The organism is Cellulomonas sp. ACRRI, from assembly GCF_022346185.1.
In the GTDB taxonomy this organism is placed as follows: Bacteria; Actinomycetota; Actinomycetes; order Actinomycetales; family Cellulomonadaceae; genus Cellulomonas.
Genome location: NZ_JAKRMS010000097.1, coordinates 1 through 16,473, shown reverse-complemented (window position 1 = coordinate 16,473; position 16,473 = coordinate 1). Strand labels below are relative to the sequence as shown.

The following is a 16,473-nucleotide window of genomic DNA, read 5'->3' as shown; positions in this document are numbered from 1 at the left end:
ACGAAGGCGAAGGCGATCGCGCCGCCGAGGAGGCCCCCGTGCCCACCCTGCAGGACGTCGCCCAGGACCTCATGGACCTCGACGGCGCGATCGCCTTCGCCTTCGTCGACCACACGAACGGGCTCGTGCTCGCGTCCGCCACCTCGGTGCCCTACGACATCGAGCTCGCCGCCGCCGTCGCCACCGAGTTCGTCCGCGCCAAGCTGCGGGCGGTCGAGCAGATGGGCCGCGGCGGGGCCGTCGAGGACATCCTCGTCACGCTGCACGACGAGCTGCACCTGACGCTGGTGTGCGACCACCCGCGGCTCCAGGGCGTGTTCGGGTACCTCGCCCTCGACCGCCAGCGCGGCAACCTCGCGCTCGCCCGGCGCACGCTGCGCTCGCTCGGCGGCTCCGTCGAGCTCTGACGGCCCGGCCCCGCCGCCCCCCGAACGCCCGTTCGCGTGGCGGCGGGCCGCATTGGGGTGGTGCGCCCCGGTGGCAGCGTCGCTCGCGTTCCACCCGGACGACGAGGAGTGACGCATGATCAGCATGGAGGAAGCAACGGCCCAGGTGATGGCGCTCGACGGCGCGATCGCGCTCGCGGGCGTCGACTACACGAGCGGGATGACGATCATGTCGACCGTCGTGAAGCCGTTCGACATCGAGCTCGCGGCGGCCGTGGCCACCGAGGTGGTCCGGGCCCAGATGCGCTCGATCGACCAGCTCGGCGGCGGGCAGTCGATCGACGACATCCTGATCTCCCTGTCGGACGAGCTGCACCTGATCACGCTGAGCGACGACCCGCGGTACGCCGGGCTGTTCTCGTACCTGGTGCTCGACCGGCAGCGAGGCAACCTCGCGCTGGCCCGCCGGCGGTTGCGCGATCTGACGCAGGCCGGCATCGAGCTCGAGCGCTGAGCGGCGCTCGGCGACGACCCTGGAGGTGCGCGTGGACGTCGCGCTGGTGCTCGACACGCTGGTCCGGGCGCTGCCGCCGGGGGCGACGGCCTCGTGGCTCGCGCCCGACGGGTCGGGCCCGCCCGGGGTGGCGGCGCCGGAGCCGGGCGTCGCGGCGCTGGTCGGCGCGCTGACGTCCGCGGTCTCCCGCCACGGCGGGGACCTCGCCGGGGACTCCGGCAGCCTGCTGGTGGAGTCCCCGGCGCGCACGCTGCTCGCGCACCGGCTCGGCGGGCACGGGACGCTCGTCGTGGTGGCCGGGGCGGACCTCAACCTGGCGCTGGTGCGCCGGCTGGTCCGGACCGCGCTCGCGGACGGCGAGCCGCACGGCCCCGGCACCGGACGGCAGGGTCGTGCCGCCGAGGGGGACGCGGCCGTCGACGGGCCGGTCCCCGGCGGTCCCACCACCCACGGGCCCGCCACCCACGGGCCCGCCGCTGACGGGCATCCCGCCGCGGCGGACGAGCCGGCGGCCGCGCTCCCGCGCCGGGCGCCCGCCCGGCGGGTGACCGACTTCCGCTACGAGCCGGAGGACATCGAGGTCCTCCGGCAGCTCCGCGAGGCGCTCACGGGCTGACCGGAGCGAGCGCCCCGGGCCGCTCAGTCGTGCGTGACGGGCGGCGGCGTGAGCACGGTCGGGTGGTCCGGCACGCTGGCGGTCATGAGCGTGCCGTCCGCGCGCCGGGTGCCCTCGATGTCCCGGACCGTCGGCGTGCCGATCAGCCGCGGCGCGGGCGCCAGCGGCAGCACGACGGGGTCGCCCGCGGTGACCTTGACCGGCTCGCCGCGCACGACCAGGTCCGCGGCGTCGCCTTCCTCGACGGTGAGCCGCAGCTCGGTGTGCCGGACGTCGACCCGCACCCGGCTGCCGCGCAGCGTGAGCCGGAACGTCAGGCCGTCCCAGACCTCCGGGAGCCGCGGGTCGAGCGACACGACGCCCTCGTGGTCGCGCATGCCGCCGAACCCGCACGCCAGCGCGCTCCACACCCCGCCCGCCGACGCGACGTGCACGCCGTCGGCGGTGTTGTGGTGCAGGTCGGCCAGGTCCACGTACAGCGCGGAGGTGAAGTAGCGCAGCGCGAGCTCCTGGTACCCGACCTCGGAGGCCACGATCGACTGCACGACGCCGGACAGCGTCGAGTCGCCGGTGGTCAGCGGGTCGTAGTAGTCGAAGTCGGCCAGCTTCTCCTCGGCGGTGAACTGGTCGCCCTGCAGGAACAGCGCCAGCACGACGTCGGCCTGCTTGAGCACCTGGAACCGGTAGATGACCAGCGGGTGGTAGTAGAGCAGCAGCGGGCGCTTGGCCGGGTCGGTGTTGGCCAGGTCCCAGAGCTCCTTCTCGAGGAAGTTCGCGTCCTGGGGGTGGATGCCGAGCCGCTCGTCGTACGGGATGTGCATCCGCTCGGCGGCGTGCGCCCACTCGTCCAGCTCGTCCTGGGTCAGGTGCAGCCGGGCGACGAGGGCGGCGTGCTCGACCGGGTGCTCGTGCGCGAGCCGGTCCACCGCCTCGACCGCGCCGCGCAGGTTCGCGCGGGCCATCACGTTGGTGAACAGGTTGTCGTTCACGACGGTCGTGTACTCGTCGGGCCCGGTGACGCCGTGGATGTGGAACGAGGCGTCGCCGTTGGTGCCGCGCCAGAACCCGAGGTCGGCCCACATCCGGGCGGTCTCGACCAGGATGTCGATCGCCTCCCGCGCCAGGAAGTCGTCGTCCCCGGTGGCCGCGACGTACTGCCGCACGGCGTGGGCGATGTCCGCGTCGATGTGGTACTGCGCGGTGCCGGCCGCGTAGTAGGCGGAGGCCTCCTCGCCGTTGATGGTGCGCCACGGGAACAGCGCGCCGTTCTGGTTCAGCTCGGCGGCGCGGCGGCGCGCGGCGTCGAGCATGGTGTAGCGGAACCGCAGCGCGTTCCGGGCGATCCGCGGGGAGGTGTAGGTGAGGAACGGCAGGACGTAGATCTCGGTGTCCCAGAAGTAGTGCCCGCTGTACCCCGACCCGGTCAGGCCCTTCGCGGGGATGCCGTTGCCCTCCGCGCGGGCGGTGGCCTGCGCGAGCTGGAACAGGTTCCACCGGATGGCCTGCTGCAGGTCCGGCTGGCCGGGCACCTCGACGTCGCTGCGCGCCCAGAAGTCGTCGAGCCAGGCGCGCTGGTCGGCGAACTGCTGCTCGACGCCGGTCGCCTGCACGCGGTCGAGGGTCCGGCGGCACCGGTCGGCGAGCTCGCGGGCGGGCACGCCGCGCGACGAGTGGTAGGTGACGACCTTGGTGATCCGGACGGTCTGGCCCTGCTTCGCGTCGATCCGGTAGACGTGCTTGGCGAGGTCCTCCTCGACCAGCGACAGCTCCTCGTAGGCGTTGTCCGTCTCGATCGCGTGGTCCGCCGCGACCGAGAGCGTCATCCCGGAGGCCGCGGCCCGGTAGGACATGACGTACCGGCCGTCGGCCCCCCAGTGGGTCCGGGGCTCCAGCACCCGGGCGGACAGCGTCTCGGACTTGCGCGGGTCGAAGCCCTCGCCCATCGCGGCGGCCCGGACGTGGTACTCGTCCTGGCCGTCCTGCCGGTTGAGGATCTGGCTGCTCAGCACGACGGGGGCGTCGGCGTCGAGCATGGTGAGCTCGTACGTCAGGACGGCCAGGTGCCGCTCCGCGAACGACACCATGCGCCGGGTGCGGATCTGCACCCGCTTGCCCGACGGGGTCTGCCAGACGAGGTCGCGGTAGAGCACGCCGTCGCGGAAGTCGAGGCTGCGCTCGTAGGAGTGCAGGTCGGCGACGGTCAGCAGCAGCGGCTCGTCGTCCACGTACAGCCGCATGATCTTGGCGTCCGGGACGTTGACGATCGTCTGGCCCACGCGGGCGAAGCCGTACGCCTCCTCGGCGTGCCGGATCGGCCAGGTCTCGTGGAACCCGTTGAGGAAGGTGCCGTGGCTGTGGCTGTCGCGCCCCTCCTCGACGTTGCCGCGCATGCCGAGGTACCCGTTGCCCACGGCGAACAGCGTCTCGGTCCGGCCCAGGTCGGACGCGTCGTGGCGCGTCTCGCGCAGCCGCCACTCGTCCTTGGGGAACCGGTTGCGGTCCAGGGGGTCGGGGGTGAACAGGGAGGTGGGGTTCACGGCAGGGTGCTCTCGGACTCGTCGGTGTCGTCGGTCGTGGTGACGAGCTCGGCGAGGTCGTCCACCACCAGGTCTGCCCCCTGCTCGCGCAGCACGTCGGCGCCGGCGCCGCGGTCCACGCCCACGACGAGCCCGAACGCCCCGGCCCGGCCGGAGGCGACGCCGGACTCGGCGTCCTCGACGACCACCGCGCGCTCGCGCGGCACGCCGAGCTGCTCGGCGGCGTACAGGTACGTCGCCGGGTCCGGCTTGCCCGCCAGGCCGTGCGCGGCGGCCACCAGGCCGTCCACGACGAGCGGGAACCGGTCGGTCAGGCCGGCCGCGGCCAGCACGGGCACCGCGTTCCGGCTGCTCGACACCACGGCGACCTTCCGGCCCTGCGCGAGCAGCGCGTCCACCAGGCGCACCGAGCCCGCGTAGGGCGTGACGCCCTCGGACTCGAGCACCTGGGTGAAGACGGCGTTCTTCCGGTTGCCCAGGCCGCAGACCGTCTCGGTGTCCGGGGAGTCGGCCGGGTCGCCCCAGGGCAGCTCGATGCCGCGGGACGCGAGGAGCGACCGCACGCCCTCGTAGCGCGGCTTGCCGTCGATGTGCGCGAAGTAGTCGGCGTCCGTGTACGGCGCGGCTCCGCGGGCGTCGAGCAGGGGCGCGAACAGGCGCGCCCAGGCGTGCATGTGCACGACGGCGGTGGGGGTGAGGACCCCGTCCAGGTCGAACAGGACGGCGTCCAGGCCGTCCAGGACCGCGGAGGGGCGGTCGGCTGCGGTTGCCACGGTGGTGCTCCCAGGGGCGTGGTGTGCGGGTGGTGCTGGTCGGTGCTGCGGGTGCTGCGGGTCGGGCGTCAGGCGGGGTCGGGCCCCGGCCGGTTCGGGGACGGTGCCGCGCGGTGCCGGCGCGGCGCTGGACGCCCGGACGACGAGCTCCGGCGGTACCAGCCCGGCCGGGGCCGGTGCGCGCCCGAGGTCGACCCCGAGCCGGTCCAGCACCTGCTCGACGAGGGTCTGCGCCACCAGTCTGATCGGTTGCCGCAGGCTCGTCAGCCCGGGACGCGCGAACCGCGCGAGGTCGGAGTCGTCGTAGCCGGTGACGGCCACGTCCCGGCCGGGGGTGGCGCCGGCGTCGGCGACCGCCGCGAGCGCGCCGAGCGCGAGGGCGTCGGACGCGCACACCAGGGCGGTCGGCGCGGCGCCCGGCGCGCGGAGCAGCGGGGCGACGGCCGCGGCGGCGGCGTCCGGGGTGTCCGCGGCGGCCGTGACCTCCGGGCCGCGCGTTGCCTCCGCGCCGGTGGCCGCGCGCCAGGCCGCGCGCCGGGCGTCGCCGCCGGCCCCGTCCGCGGGCCAGCCGACGAACCCGATCCGGCGGTGGCCGCGGCCGGCGAGGTGCGCGACCGCCAGCCGCACGCCGAGGGCCCCGTCGACGTCGACCCAGCGGTGGCCGGCGTCCGGGTCGCCCCACGGCCGGCCGTGCGCCACGAACGGCGCGCCGCGCGCCGCCAGCCACGCCGGCCGGGCGTCGCCGGGGTGCGTGTCGGCGACGAGCACCGCGTCGACGTCGCCCGCGGCGAGCAGCTCGTCGTAGGCGGCGATCTCGGCCGCGTCGTCCCCGTAGGGGGCGTCGAACGCGAGGAACCGGTAGCCGTGCGGCCGGGCCGCCGCGACCAGCTCGTGCAGCAGCCGGTCCGGGTGCGCGGCCGTGCGGTGCGCGGTGGACCCGACGCGGATGCCGATGAGGCCCGACCGGCGCGAGGTCAGCGCACGGGCGGCGTGGTCGGGGCGGTAGCCGAGCGCCGCGACCGAGCGGCGCACGCGCTCCAGGGTGCCGGGCGAGAGCCGGCCCGGGGCGTTCAGGGCGTTGGACACCGTCTGCCGGGAGACGCCGGCGTGCTCCGCGACGGCGCGGATGGTCACCCGCGGCGTGTGCGGGCGCCTGCGCGTGTCGTCGGCGGTGGGCATGGGGCGGTCCTCGTGGCGTCCGTGCGGGGGTGGGGTGCGGTGCGGCGTGCGGACCGACGGAGCCACTTTGACCGGTCAAATCCGCGACGATTCTGGTGGGCCCCGGGCCGTGGTGTCAAAGGGCCAGGACGACCCGGATGAACCGGGCGGAGCGGCCGCTGCCTGCACGTTCGTGCACTTCGCGACCGGGCGGTCGGTCGCGGCGCCGCGGGCTGCGCGGACGCCCGCGACCGGGGGTGCGCGCGCCCCGGTCCGCGGGCCGTGCACGGGGCGTGCCGGGCGCGCGGGTGTGACTAGGGTGACACCCATGACGTGGCTGACGACGCCCGCGCACGCCCGCTGGCTCGAGACCGAGACCGACCGCCTGCTCGCCTTCGGGACGGCGTCCGCCGCACCGTCGGGCGGGTTCCTCCGCCTGGACGACGTGGGCCGGCCGCTGCCGGGGCCCGCCGAGCTGTGGATCACCTGCCGGATGACGCACGTCTACGCGCTGGCCCACCTGCTCGGGCGGCCGGGCTCCGCCCCGCTGGTCGACCACGGCCTGGCGGCGCTCGACGGGCTGTTCCGCGACCCGGAGCACGGCGGCTGGTACGCCGAGGTGAACGCGGACGGCACCCCCCGCGACGACGCCAAGGCCGCGTACCCGCACGCGTTCGTCGTCCTCGCCACGTCCTCCGCGGTCGCCGCCGGCCGTCCCGGCGCCGAGGCGCTGCTGCGCGAGGCCCTCGAGGTGTCCGAGCGGCGGTTCTGGGACGAGGACGCCGGGATGGCCGTCGAGCAGTGGGACCGGACGTTCACCGACCTCGACCCGTACCGCGGCGTCAACGCCAACATGCACACCGTCGAGGCCTACCTCGCCGCGCACGGCGTGACCGGGCAGCGGGTGTGGCTGGACCGCGCCGTGCGCATCCTCACCCGGGTGGTGCACGGCTTCGCGCGGGACAACGGCTGGCGCATCCCGGAGCACTTCGACGCGCGGTGGCAGGCGGACCTCGAGTACAACGCCGACAGCCCCGCGCACCCGTTCCGGCCGTACGGCGCGACCGTGGGGCACTGGCTCGAGTGGGCGCGGCTGACCCTGCACGCCCGGGCCTCGCTCACCGCCGCCGGCGACGTCGCGCCGGCGTGGATGCTCGAGGACGCGACCGCGCTGTTCGACGCGGCGGTCCGCGAGGGCTGGGCGGTCGACGGTGCGCCCGGCTTCGTCTACACCGTCGACTGGTCCGGGCAGCCGGTGGTGCGCGAGCGGATGCACTGGGTCGCGGCCGAGGGCATCGCCGCGGCCGCCGCCCTGCACGCCGCGACCGGCGAGCAGCGGTTCGACGACTGGTACGCGACCTGGTGGGACTACGCCGAGGAGTTCCTCGTCGACCGGGCGGGCGGGTCCTGGTGGCACGAGCTCGGCACGGACAACCGCGTGTCGCGGACCGTCTGGGAGGGCAAGGCCGACCTCTACCACGCGGTGCAGGCGACGCTGATCCCGCGGCTGCCGCTCGCCCCGGTGCTCGCGCCCGCGCTGGCGCAGGGCCTGCTCGACTGACGGCGGACGGCGGCGCCCCGGGCCGCCGCCGCGGACACCGTCGCGCGGGGGCGCGCGGCGGCACCTAGAGTTCCGCCGTGCCCAGGCTCCGGCGTGCCGTCCCGTGGTGGGCGGTGGCCGTGGTGCCGGCCGCCGCCGCGGTGCTCACCGGCGCCCTCCCGCGGGACGACGCCTGGGCGCTCGCCGAACGCGTCGGGCCGGTGCTGCTGTTCGTCGCCGCCCTGACGGTCGTCGCGGAGCTGTGCGGGTCCGCGGGGCTGTTCGACGTCGCGACCGACGCGGCGGCGCGGGCCTCCGGCGGGCGGCGGTGGCTGCTCTGGCTGCTGCTGGTCGCGATCGCCGCGGCGTCCACGGTGCTGCTCTCGCTGGACACCACGGCCGTGCTGCTCACACCGCTCGCGATCACCCTGGCCCGGCGCACCCGGACGTCGCCGCTGCTGCTCGTGCTGACCGTCGTGGCGCTCGCCAACACCGCGTCGCTGCTCCTGCCGGTGTCCAACCTGACCAACCTGCTCGCCGACCACCGGTTCGCGGAGCAGGACGTGGGCTACCTCGGCGTGATGTGGGCGCCGGCGCTCGCCGCCGTGCTGGTGACCGTCGCGGTGCTGGCGGTCCGGGGGCGCCGGGAGCTGCGCGGCCGGTTCGAGCCCGAGGCGCGGTACAGCCCGCCCGACCGCCCCCTGCTGGTCGCGACCGGGGCGACGGTCGCGGTGATGGCCGCGGGGTTCGTGGCGGGGCTGCCCGTGTGGGCGGTGGCGCTGGGCGCGGCGGCGGTGCTGCTGGCGGCGTTCGCCGTGCGGCGCCGGCCGGTGCCCGGGCGGGCGCGGGACCTGGTGCCGTGGCGGATGATCCTGGTCGTCGGCGCGCTGTTCGTCGTCATGGAGACGCTGCACGTGCGGGGGCTGGGCGACTGGGTCCTCGACGCGGCGCCGGCGGGCGCGGACGCCGGGGCGCTGCTCGGGGTCGCGGGGCTGTCCGCCGTCGTGGCCAACGCGGTGAACAACCTCCCGGCCTACCTGCTCCTGGAGCCGGTGGCCGGCGAGGACGTCCGGCGGCTCGCCGCGGTGCTGATCGGGACCGGCGTCGGGCCGCTGCTCACCCCGTGGGCCTCGCTCGCGACCGTGCTGTGGTGGCGGCGGTGCCGGCAGGCGCTGGTGCACGTGCCGGTGCGGGCGTTCCTGGTGCAAGGGCTGTGGCTGGCCCCGCTGTGCGTCGTCGCGTCCGTGCTGGCCCTCGTCGCGGTGGCCTGAGCCGCCCGGGGGTCAGCCCTTCCGGGTCGAGCGGGCCAGCACGTGCATGCGCTCGCCCTGGGGACCCCAGAGGGTCAGCACCTCCGCCGGACCGGGGCCCGGGTTGGTGAACCAGTGCGGGATCCGGGTGTCGAACTCGACCGCCTCGCCCGGCTCGACCATCAGGTCGTGCTCGCCGAGCACGAGCCGCATCCGGCCGGACAGCACGTACATCCACTCGTAGCCCTCGTGGGTGCGCGGCTCGGGCGGCCCGGGGTTGTGCCCCGCCGGGAACACCTGCTTGTACGCCTGGAGCCCGCCCTGGCGCCGGCTGAGCGGGACGTAGGTGACCCCGTGCCGCACGACGGGCGACAGGTGCACCCGCGGGTCCCCGGTCTCGGGGGCGCCGACGAGCTCGTCGAGCGGCACCTGGTGCGCCCGGGCCAGCGGCAGCAGCAGCTCCAGCGTCGGCCTGCGTCGCCCGGACTCCAGCCGGGACAGCGTGCTGACGGAGATGCCGGTGCTGCGGGACAGGTCCGCGAGGGTGGCGCCGCGGCGCTGGCGCAGGTCGCGCAGCCGCGGGCCGACGGCCTCGAGGACCGGCTCCAGGTCGCCCGGGGCCGGCGCCGGCGTCGCGGGGGCGGGCGGTCTGCGGGGCTCGGCCATGCGTCCATTTGCCGATCCGGCAACGTCGTTTGTCAAGGGCTCCGCCGCGACCGCACCGTGGGCACCACGACGAGAGGGCGGAGGACCCATGGTGACCGAGCAGGACGACGTGCTGGTGATCGGCGGCGGCGCGGCGGGGCTGAGCGGCGCGCTCACCCTGGCCCGCGCGCGCCGCAGCGTGCTCGTGGTGCACGACGGCGCGCCCCGGAACGCGCCGGCTGCGCACATGCACGCCTACCTCGGCCTGGACGGCCTGCCGCCCGCCGACCTGCTGGCACGCGGCCGCGCCGAGGTCGAGGGGTACGGCGCCCGGGTCGTCGAGGACCGGGTGGTCGACATCCGGCGCGACGGCGACGGGTTCCGCGCGGCGCTCGCGGGCGGCCGGGTCGTCCGGGCGCGCCGGGTGCTGGTCGCGACCGGGTTGGTGGACGCGCTGCCGGACGTCCCGGGCGTGGCCGAGCGGTGGGGCCGGGACGTGCTGCACTGCCCGTTCTGCCACGGCTGGGAGGTCCGGGACCGGGCGGTGGCCGTGCTCGGGTCGGGTCCGCTCGCGGTGCACCGGGCGCAGCTGTGGCGCGGGTGGACGGCAGACGTGACGCTGTTCCTGGGCGCCGGGGCCCCTGCGGGCGCGGGCGACGGCCTGTCCGACGACGACTGGGAGCGGCTCGCGGCGCTCGGTGTGCGGGTCGTGGACGGTCCGGTGGCGGGCCTGGAGGTAGTGGACGACGTGCTGACCGGGGTGCGGCTCGCCACCGGGACCGTGCTGGCGTGCGACGCGGTGGTCGTGGGGACCGGCATGGACGCGCGGCTCGACGGCCTCGAGGGCCTGGGCCTGCCGACCGAGCCGGTGTCCATGGGCGACCAGGTGATCGGGACCCGCGTCGTCGCGGCGCCGGACGGGGCGACACCCGTGCCCGGGGTGCGCGTGGCCGGGAACGTGACCGACCTGCGGGCTCAGGTGCAGGTCGCCGCGGCAGCCGGACTGACCGCGGGCGCGGCGCTCGTCGGCGAGCTCGCCGCCGAGGACGCCGACGCCGCCGTGGCGCGGTACCGCGCGGAGCAGGAGGCGCCGTTCTCGGCGCGGGCGGAGCGCGAGCTCGCCGCACGCCGGGCGGGCGACGGGCCGGTCGGGCTGTGACCGGCCAGGACGAGGCCGCGGGACGGTCCCGCGGCGGGGACGACGAGGAGGAGCGGGGCATGGCGCAGGGCCATAGCGGGCACGGGCACGGCGGGGACGCGGCGCACGGCGGGCACGCCCACGGCGGCGACCCGGGCGAGGTGCGGCACGACCGGGAGTTCTGGGAGGACCGCTACCGCTCGGCGCCGCAGGTGTGGAGCGGCCGGCCGAACCGGCCGCTCGTCGACGAGGTGGGCGACCTCGCGCCGGGGCGCGCGCTCGACGTCGCGTGCGGCGAGGGCGGCGACGCGCTGTGGCTCGCCGGCCGCGGGTGGGCCGTGACCGCGGTCGACCTGGCGCAGACCGCGCTCGACCGGGTCGAGGCCGCCGCCGCGGAGGCCGGGCCGGAGGTCGCGGCGCGGGTGCGGACCGAGCGGGTCGACATCGCGACGTGGGACGCCGGCGACGGCACCTACGACCTGGTGACCACGCACTTCCTGCACCTGCCGCCGGAGGTCCGCACCGTGGCGTTCGCCCGGATGTCGCGGGCGGTGGCGCCCGGCGGGACGCTGCTGGTGGTCGCGCACCACGCCAGCGACCTGCGCACCACGATCGGCCGCCCGGACCTGCCGGAGCTGTTCTTCGACCCCGAGGAGGTCGTCGCCGCGCTCGACCCCGGGGCCTGGGACGTCCCGGTCGCGGAGGCACGACCGCGCCCGGCCACGGACCCCGACGGCCGGGAGATCACCATCCGGGACACCGTCGTGCGGGCGGTCCGCCGCCGCTGACCGCCCCTGCCTGCCACCCGTCGGGGCCGACCCCGGTCCCGGCGGGTGGCAGGATCGCGCCCATGAGCGACGACACCGAGGTCCGGGCCCTGATCGCCGAGGTCGAGCGGCAGGAGCGCGACCTGCGCTTCGCCACCTTCACCAACGACGACGCGTGGGAGCTCGGCACGCTGCTGGTCCGGCTGGCGACGGAGCGCGGGCTGCCCGTGACGATCGACATCCGGCGCGGCGCGCAGCAGCTGTTCCACGCCGCGCGGCCCGGCACGGTCGCCGACAACGACTCCTGGGTCGAGCGCAAGGTCCGGGTGGTCGAGCGGTTCGGCACCTCGTCCTACCTGCAGGGCCTGCGGGCGCGGGCGAAGGGCACCACGTTCGGCGCGGTGCACGAGCTGCCGCTCCAGCAGTACGCCGCGCACGGCGGCGCCTTCCCGGTGCACGTCGAGGGCGTGGGCGTGGTCGGCGTGGTGACCGTCTCGGGCCTCCCGCAGGCCGACGACCACGCCCTGGTGACCGAGGCGATCCGCACCTTCCTCGACGGCTGACCCCGCGCGAGGTCGAGCGTTCCCGGCGAGGTCGAGGGGTTCCGCGGAGCATCCGGCGCGAAACGCTCGACCTCGGCGTCAGAGGACGGTGGGGAGCCACGCCGTGACGGCCGCCGTGACCGACCGCGGGTCCTTCTTCAGGGAGTGGTCGCCGGGGACCGCGACGACCGTGCGCGTCGCGGACGCCGGCGGGGTTCCGTAGGGGTCGGTGGTGCCCTGGACCACGAGGACCGGCACCCCCGCGCCGTCGAGCTCGGGCAGCCGGCTCGGCGCGTCCGGCCGGCCCGGCGGCCGGGTGGGGAACGCCAGGCACAGCACCCCGGCGGCGCCGGTGGCGAGCGCCGTGCGGCAGGCGGTGCGGGCGCCCGCGGACCGGCCGCCCGTGACCAGCGGGGCGTCGAGCGCGTGCGCGCGCAGCTGCGCGACGACCGCGGTCCAGGCCTCGTCCAGCGCCGGGCCGCGGGGACCGACCCGCTTCCCGGCGACGCGGTAGGGCTGCTCGACGAGCGCCACCCCGTACCCCAGCGCCCTCGCGGCGGCCGTCACCGCGCGCAGGTCGGGCGCGTCGATCCCGCCGCCCGCACCGTGGCCGAGCACCAGCGCCCCGGGGAGCGTCACGCGACCGTCGGTGCCGGGCACGGCGCCCGCCGGCAGGTGCAGGTGCGCGCGGGCGGGGCCCCGCGGGGTCGGGACGTCGAGGACGGCGGCGGCGCTCACGCCCGGCACGCTACCCGCGCGGTGGGTGGGGCGGCCCCGCGAGTTCGCCGGTTGCGCGCGAGTTCGCCGGTTCCGCGAGGCCCCTCGGCGCGGAACCGGCGAACGAGGGCGGGGTGCGCGTCAGCGCGGGTCGACCAGGCCGCGCTCGACGGCGCGGGCCAGGCGGCGGGGGACCTCGACCAGCCGGCCGTCGGGGCTGAGCACCGGGGTCAGCGGGACCGCCGTGGCCTTCCACTGGGATCGGCGGGCGCGGGTGTTCGACCGCGAGAGCTTCCGCTTCGGGACGGCCATCAGCCCTGCCTCGCCTTCCAGCGCGGGTTCTTCTTGTTGATCACGAAGGTCTTGCCGTGGCGGCGCACCACGATCGAGCCTTCCTTCTTCTTCAGGGACGCCAGGGAGGCGCGCACCTTCATCGGGTCTCCTCGGGGGTGGCCAGGCCGTAGCGCTGGCGGAACTTCTCCACGCGGCCGGCGGTGTCGAGCACGCGGGACTTGCCGGTGTAGAACGGGTGGCTCGCGGAGGACACGTCGACGTCCACGACTGGGTAGGTGTGGCCGTCCTCCCACTCGATGGTCTTCGCCGAGGTCACGGTGGACCGGGTCAGGAACGCGAAGTCCGCGCTGATGTCCCGGAACACCACGGGGTGGTAGTCGGGGTGGATGCCGTGCTTCATGTCGTTTCTCCTCACCAGCTGGACTTGGTCACGCCGGGCAGCTCGCCGCGATGCGCCATCTGCCGCATCCGCACGCGCGAGAGCCCGAACTTCCCCACGTACCCACGCGGACGGCCGTCGGCGACGTCCCGGTTGCGCACGCGCGTCGGGCTCGCGTCGCGCGGCAGCGCCTGCAGCGCTGTGCGGGCGGCGACCCGCTCGGCCTCGGACAGGTGCGGGTTCACCGCGGCGGCCTTGAGCTCGAGCCGGCGCTCGGCGTACCGGGCGACGACGGACTTGCGCTGCGCGTTCTTCGCGATCTTGCTCGCCTTGGCCATCAGCGCTCCTCCTTGAAGTCGACGTGCCGCCGCACCACGGGGTCGTACTTCCGCAGCACGAGGCGGTCGGGGTCGTTGCGGCGGTTCTTGCGGGTGACGTACGTGAAGCCGGTCCCCGCGGTGGAGCGCAGCGTGATGATCAGGCGGACGTCGGCGGCGCGGGCCATCAGACCTTTTCCCCGCGGGCACGGATCCGGGCGACGACGACCTCGATGCCGAGCCTGTCGATCGTCTTGATGCCGCGGGCGCTGATCGTGAGCGTGACGTGGCGGCCGAGCGAGGGAACCCAGTAGCGCTTGCGCTGGATGTTCGGGTCGAACCGGCGCTTGGTGCGCCGGTGCGAGTGGGAGATGGAGTGGCCGAACCCGGGCGACGTGCCCAGGACCTGGCAGTGAGCGGACATGCACCCATCATAGGTAATGAGAATCGTTCGCGACAAGCGCTAGTCTGGTCGGCATGTCCCGACGCGATCTGACGCCCCTGCTCGTGCTCGCCACCGTCGACCCGCTGCTGCGCGACGCCGTCGCCCTCGGCGTCGTGGTCGACCGGCCCCGGACCGTCGTGCTGCGCCACGACATCGTCGACGGCCCCGAGGGCGGCGGCATCCGCCGCGTGGTCGCGGACGCGTCGGGCGTGCTCGAGGACGTCGTGGTGCCTCTGGAGCACGCGTGCCTGAGCTGCTCCGTGCGCGAGGACGCGGTACCCACGCTCGAGCGGCTCGGCCGCGACCCGCGCTGGGACGCCGTGCTGCTGGCGCTGCCCGTGTCGGCGGAGTCGCTGCCGGTCACCCGCGCGCTCGGCCCGGCGACGCGGCGCAGCGGCGGCCTGCGCTCGCTGCGGCTCGCCGGCGTGGTCGCGGCGCTCGACCTCGCCACGTTCGCCGACGACCTGCTCGGCGACGACCTTCTGGACGAGCGCGGTCTGGCGCTGACCGAGGACGACGGCCGCGCGGTCGGCGAGGCGCTCGCGGCCCAGGTCGGGCACGCCGACGTCGTGCTGGTCGCGGGCGATCCCGCGGAGCACCCGGTCGCCTCCGACCTGCTCGACCACGTGCGCGCCGCCGACGGCCGGCGCATCGACGGGGTGTACGCCGCGGACGTCGCGGCGCTGCTGGCGGGGGTGCACGACGTGGGGGCGGGAGACCGGCGCCTCGACCCGCGGCACGCCGTCCCGGTGCCGGGTGCCCCCACGGCGCAGGGGGTGTGGACGCTCGAGCTGCGCGCCGACCGACCGCTGCACCCCGAGCGCCTGGTGGCCGAGGTCGCCCGGCTCGGGCAGGGCCGGCACCGCAGCCGCGGGCACTTCTGGGTCCCGACGCGGCCCGACTCGGTCTGCGTGTGGGACGGCGCCGGCGGCCAGCTGAGCGTGGGGGAGCTCGGCACCTGGGGCCGGCAACCGGCGGCCACGCGGCTCGTCTTCACCGGCGTCGAGGACGTGCGGGCCGACCTGCTGGCGGCGTTCGAGGACGTGCTCCTGACGGCGGACGAGCACGCGCGGGGGCTGCACCCGTGGCTCGGTGCGGAGGACGTGCTGGCGCCCTGGCTCGGCGACCGTGCGGCCTGACGGGGCCAGCGGATGCGGGCGCCGCGGGCCGGGGGCATCGTCGGGAGGACCGGACGTCGTCCACACCGAGGAGGTCGCCATGCCGCGCCGTGATCCGGGCCCGAGCGTCAAGGACAAGAGGCTCTACGAGGAGCTCCGTGACGAGGGCAACAGCAAGGAGAAGTCGGCCCGCATCGCCAACGCCGCGGCGGCGCGGGGGCGGTCGTCGGTCGGGAAGAAGGGCGGCGAGTCCGGGTCCTACGAGGACTGGACCGTCGAGGACCTGCGCAAGCGGGCGGCGGAGATCGGCATCGAGGGCCGGTCGTCCATGAAGAAGGCCGACCTGGTCGACGCGCTCCGCTCGCACTGAGCGGGCGCGCGGACGGCGCCGGGGCCCCGGGCGGGGCCCGGCGCCGTCGCCGCGCGCGGGCGGTCACGCCCCGCAGGTGAGCCCGGCGGTCAGCGCGGCGAGGTTGTCCCGCATGACGCCGAGGTAGTCGCGCCCGTCGTCCTCGGCGAGACCCTCGAGGGGGTCCAGCACGGCCGTCGCCACGCCGAGGTCGTCGGCGAGCGTCCGCGTGACCTTGGGGCTGGTCAGCGTCTCGAAGAACAGGGTGCGGACGCGCTCCGCCTCGACGGTGGCCGCGACGTCGCGCAGCCGCGCGGGCGACGGCTCGACCTCGGGGTCGATGCCGCTCAGGCCCACCTGGTGCAGCCCGTAGCGCTGGGCGAGGTAGCCGAAGGCCTCGTGCGAGGCGACCAGCGTCGCGCCCCGGCAGTCCGCGAGCCCGGCCTCGAGGTCCGCGTCCAGCGTGTCGAGGTCCGCGACCAGGTCGTCCGCCGCGGCGGCGAAGTCGTCGGCGTGCTCGGGGTCGATCCGGGCGAGCGTGTCCCCGACCTGGTGCGCGACGTCCGCGAGCCGGGTCGGGTCCAGCCAGAAGTGCGGGTCCAGGCTGCCACCGCCGCCGGGCTCGACGCCGTCCGGCCCGACCTCCAGCGCCGCGGCCTCGGCGGTGTCGACCACGTGGGCGGGCGAGGTGGCGGCGACGGCGGCGTCCGTCGCGGCCTGGAACCCGGACAGGTAGACGACCAGGTCCGCCTCGCCGACCCGGGAGACGGCGCTCGGCGACAGCTCGAGGTCGTGCGACTCGCCGCCGGGCGGGGTCAGCGAGGTGACGGCGACGTGCTCGCCGCCGACCCGCTCGGCGACGAACTGCAGCGGGTAGAACGCCGCCACGACGTCGTGCGGGGTGTCGCCGTCCTCACCGGCGGGGGAGCACGCCGCGAGCGCGGCACCGGCCAGGCCGAGCGCGAGGGCGGAGGCGACGGTGCGGGGG

Annotated in this window: 21 protein-coding genes and 1 pseudogene; 10 read left to right on the top strand and 12 right to left on the bottom strand. The window is 76.2% G+C overall.

Annotation, left to right across the window (positions count from 1 at the left end):
- The 3 genes from MHY85_RS15575 to MHY85_RS15565 all read left to right on the top strand — a co-directional run.
- Positions 1-407, top strand: a 407-nt coding sequence (locus MHY85_RS15575; protein WP_308191402.1) for a hypothetical protein, incomplete at its 5' end; no start/stop codon positions are given.
- 115 nt (positions 408-522) lie between these two features.
- Positions 523-900, top strand: coding sequence for a hypothetical protein (locus tag MHY85_RS15570; protein WP_239197866.1), 378 nt, complete (start codon positions 523-525; stop codon positions 898-900).
- 25 nt (positions 901-925) lie between these two features.
- On the top strand, positions 926-1,516 hold the full coding sequence (locus MHY85_RS15565; protein ID WP_239197864.1) for a hypothetical protein: 591 nt from the start codon (positions 926-928) through the stop codon (positions 1,514-1,516).
- A 23-nt stretch (positions 1,517-1,539) separates the two neighbouring features.
- Here MHY85_RS15565 and MHY85_RS15560 read toward each other — a convergent pair whose 3' ends face one another.
- From MHY85_RS15560 to MHY85_RS15550, 3 genes and pseudogenes are all read right to left on the bottom strand, one after another.
- Positions 1,540-4,053: a glycoside hydrolase family 65 protein gene (locus MHY85_RS15560; RefSeq protein ID WP_239197862.1), complete on the bottom strand. Its 2,514-nt coding sequence runs from the start codon at positions 4,051-4,053 to the stop codon at positions 1,540-1,542.
- Complete coding sequence (locus tag MHY85_RS15555) at positions 4,050-4,793, bottom strand: HAD family phosphatase (protein ID WP_255733457.1); 744 nt, start codon at positions 4,791-4,793, stop codon at positions 4,050-4,052. The genes MHY85_RS15560 and MHY85_RS15555 overlap by 4 nt, the downstream gene beginning before the upstream one ends.
- Before the next feature lie 171 nt (positions 4,794-4,964).
- Positions 4,965-6,005 (bottom strand): annotated as a pseudogene (locus MHY85_RS15550) (LacI family DNA-binding transcriptional regulator); the annotation flags it as partial.
- Positions 6,006-6,312: 307 nt separating this feature from the next.
- Between MHY85_RS15550 and MHY85_RS15545 the strand changes: the two are divergent.
- Positions 6,313-7,545, top strand: coding sequence for an AGE family epimerase/isomerase (locus MHY85_RS15545; protein ID WP_239197860.1), 1,233 nt, complete (start codon positions 6,313-6,315; stop codon positions 7,543-7,545).
- Between the two features lie 77 nt (positions 7,546-7,622).
- The gene (locus MHY85_RS15540) at positions 7,623-8,795 is read left to right on the top strand and encodes an SLC13 family permease (protein ID WP_239197858.1); all 1,173 of its coding nucleotides are present in this window, start codon (positions 7,623-7,625) and stop codon (positions 8,793-8,795) included.
- A 12-nt stretch (positions 8,796-8,807) separates the two neighbouring features.
- Here the strand turns inward: MHY85_RS15540 and MHY85_RS15535 are convergent, their stop codons facing one another.
- Positions 8,808-9,440, bottom strand: coding sequence for a helix-turn-helix domain-containing protein (locus tag MHY85_RS15535; RefSeq protein ID WP_239197856.1), 633 nt, complete (start codon positions 9,438-9,440; stop codon positions 8,808-8,810).
- A 91-nt stretch (positions 9,441-9,531) separates the two neighbouring features.
- Between MHY85_RS15535 and MHY85_RS15530 the strand changes: the two genes are divergently transcribed.
- The 3 genes from MHY85_RS15530 (at position 9,532) to MHY85_RS15520 (ending at position 11,887) form a co-directional block, all read left to right on the top strand.
- A complete protein-coding gene (locus MHY85_RS15530; protein ID WP_239197854.1) occupies positions 9,532-10,578 on the top strand; it encodes an NAD(P)/FAD-dependent oxidoreductase in 1,047 nt (348 codons plus the stop codon).
- Positions 10,579-10,637: 59 nt separating this feature from the next.
- A complete protein-coding gene (locus MHY85_RS15525; RefSeq protein ID WP_239197852.1) occupies positions 10,638-11,345 on the top strand; it encodes a bifunctional 2-polyprenyl-6-hydroxyphenol methylase/3-demethylubiquinol 3-O-methyltransferase UbiG in 708 nt (235 codons plus the stop codon).
- A 62-nt stretch (positions 11,346-11,407) separates the two neighbouring features.
- Positions 11,408-11,887, top strand: a complete 480-nt coding sequence (locus MHY85_RS15520; protein WP_239197850.1) for a heme-degrading domain-containing protein — start codon at positions 11,408-11,410, stop codon at positions 11,885-11,887.
- Between the two features lie 78 nt (positions 11,888-11,965).
- On the opposite strand, the gene MHY85_RS15515 is transcribed toward MHY85_RS15520, so the two are convergent.
- The 7 genes from MHY85_RS15515 to rpmB form a co-directional block, all read right to left on the bottom strand.
- The gene (locus tag MHY85_RS15515; protein ID WP_239197848.1) at positions 11,966-12,604 is read right to left on the bottom strand and encodes an alpha/beta family hydrolase; all 639 of its coding nucleotides are present in this window, start codon (positions 12,602-12,604) and stop codon (positions 11,966-11,968) included.
- A gap of 120 nt (positions 12,605-12,724) precedes the next feature.
- A complete protein-coding gene (rpmF, locus tag MHY85_RS15510; protein ID WP_239197846.1) occupies positions 12,725-12,895 on the bottom strand; it encodes a 50S ribosomal protein L32 in 171 nt (56 codons plus the stop codon).
- The gene (gene ykgO / locus MHY85_RS15505) at positions 12,895-13,017 is read right to left on the bottom strand and encodes a type B 50S ribosomal protein L36 (RefSeq protein ID WP_034227039.1); all 123 of its coding nucleotides are present in this window, start codon (positions 13,015-13,017) and stop codon (positions 12,895-12,897) included. The genes rpmF and ykgO overlap by 1 nt, the downstream gene beginning before the upstream one ends.
- On the bottom strand, positions 13,014-13,277 hold the full coding sequence (locus MHY85_RS15500; RefSeq protein WP_239197844.1) for a type B 50S ribosomal protein L31: 264 nt from the start codon (positions 13,275-13,277) through the stop codon (positions 13,014-13,016). Before MHY85_RS15500 ends, ykgO begins: the two co-directional genes overlap by 4 nt.
- An 11-nt stretch (positions 13,278-13,288) precedes the next feature.
- Complete coding sequence (rpsN, locus tag MHY85_RS15495) at positions 13,289-13,594, bottom strand: 30S ribosomal protein S14 (protein ID WP_239197842.1); 306 nt, start codon at positions 13,592-13,594, stop codon at positions 13,289-13,291.
- Positions 13,594-13,761 (bottom strand): 50S ribosomal protein L33, encoded by a 168-nt coding sequence (gene rpmG, locus MHY85_RS15490; RefSeq protein WP_255733452.1) that lies wholly within the window; start codon positions 13,759-13,761, stop codon positions 13,594-13,596. Before rpmG ends, rpsN begins: the two co-directional genes overlap by 1 nt.
- Positions 13,761-13,997 (bottom strand): 50S ribosomal protein L28, encoded by a 237-nt coding sequence (gene rpmB / locus MHY85_RS15485; protein WP_239197840.1) that lies wholly within the window; start codon positions 13,995-13,997, stop codon positions 13,761-13,763. Before rpmB ends, rpmG begins: the two co-directional genes overlap by 1 nt.
- A gap of 53 nt (positions 13,998-14,050) precedes the next feature.
- On the opposite strand from rpmB, the gene MHY85_RS15480 reads away from it, so the two are divergent.
- Together MHY85_RS15480 and MHY85_RS15475 are read left to right on the top strand one after the other, a co-directional pair.
- A complete protein-coding gene (locus MHY85_RS15480) occupies positions 14,051-15,157 on the top strand; it encodes a GTP-binding protein (RefSeq protein ID WP_239197838.1) in 1,107 nt (368 codons plus the stop codon).
- A 79-nt stretch (positions 15,158-15,236) separates the two neighbouring features.
- Positions 15,237-15,506, top strand: a complete 270-nt coding sequence (locus MHY85_RS15475) for a Rho termination factor N-terminal domain-containing protein (protein WP_239197836.1) — start codon at positions 15,237-15,239, stop codon at positions 15,504-15,506.
- 63 nt (positions 15,507-15,569) lie between these two features.
- Here the strand turns inward: MHY85_RS15475 and MHY85_RS15470 are convergent.
- Positions 15,570-16,473: metal ABC transporter substrate-binding protein (locus tag MHY85_RS15470; RefSeq protein ID WP_239197834.1), on the bottom strand; the 904-nt coding region annotated here is incomplete at its 5' end.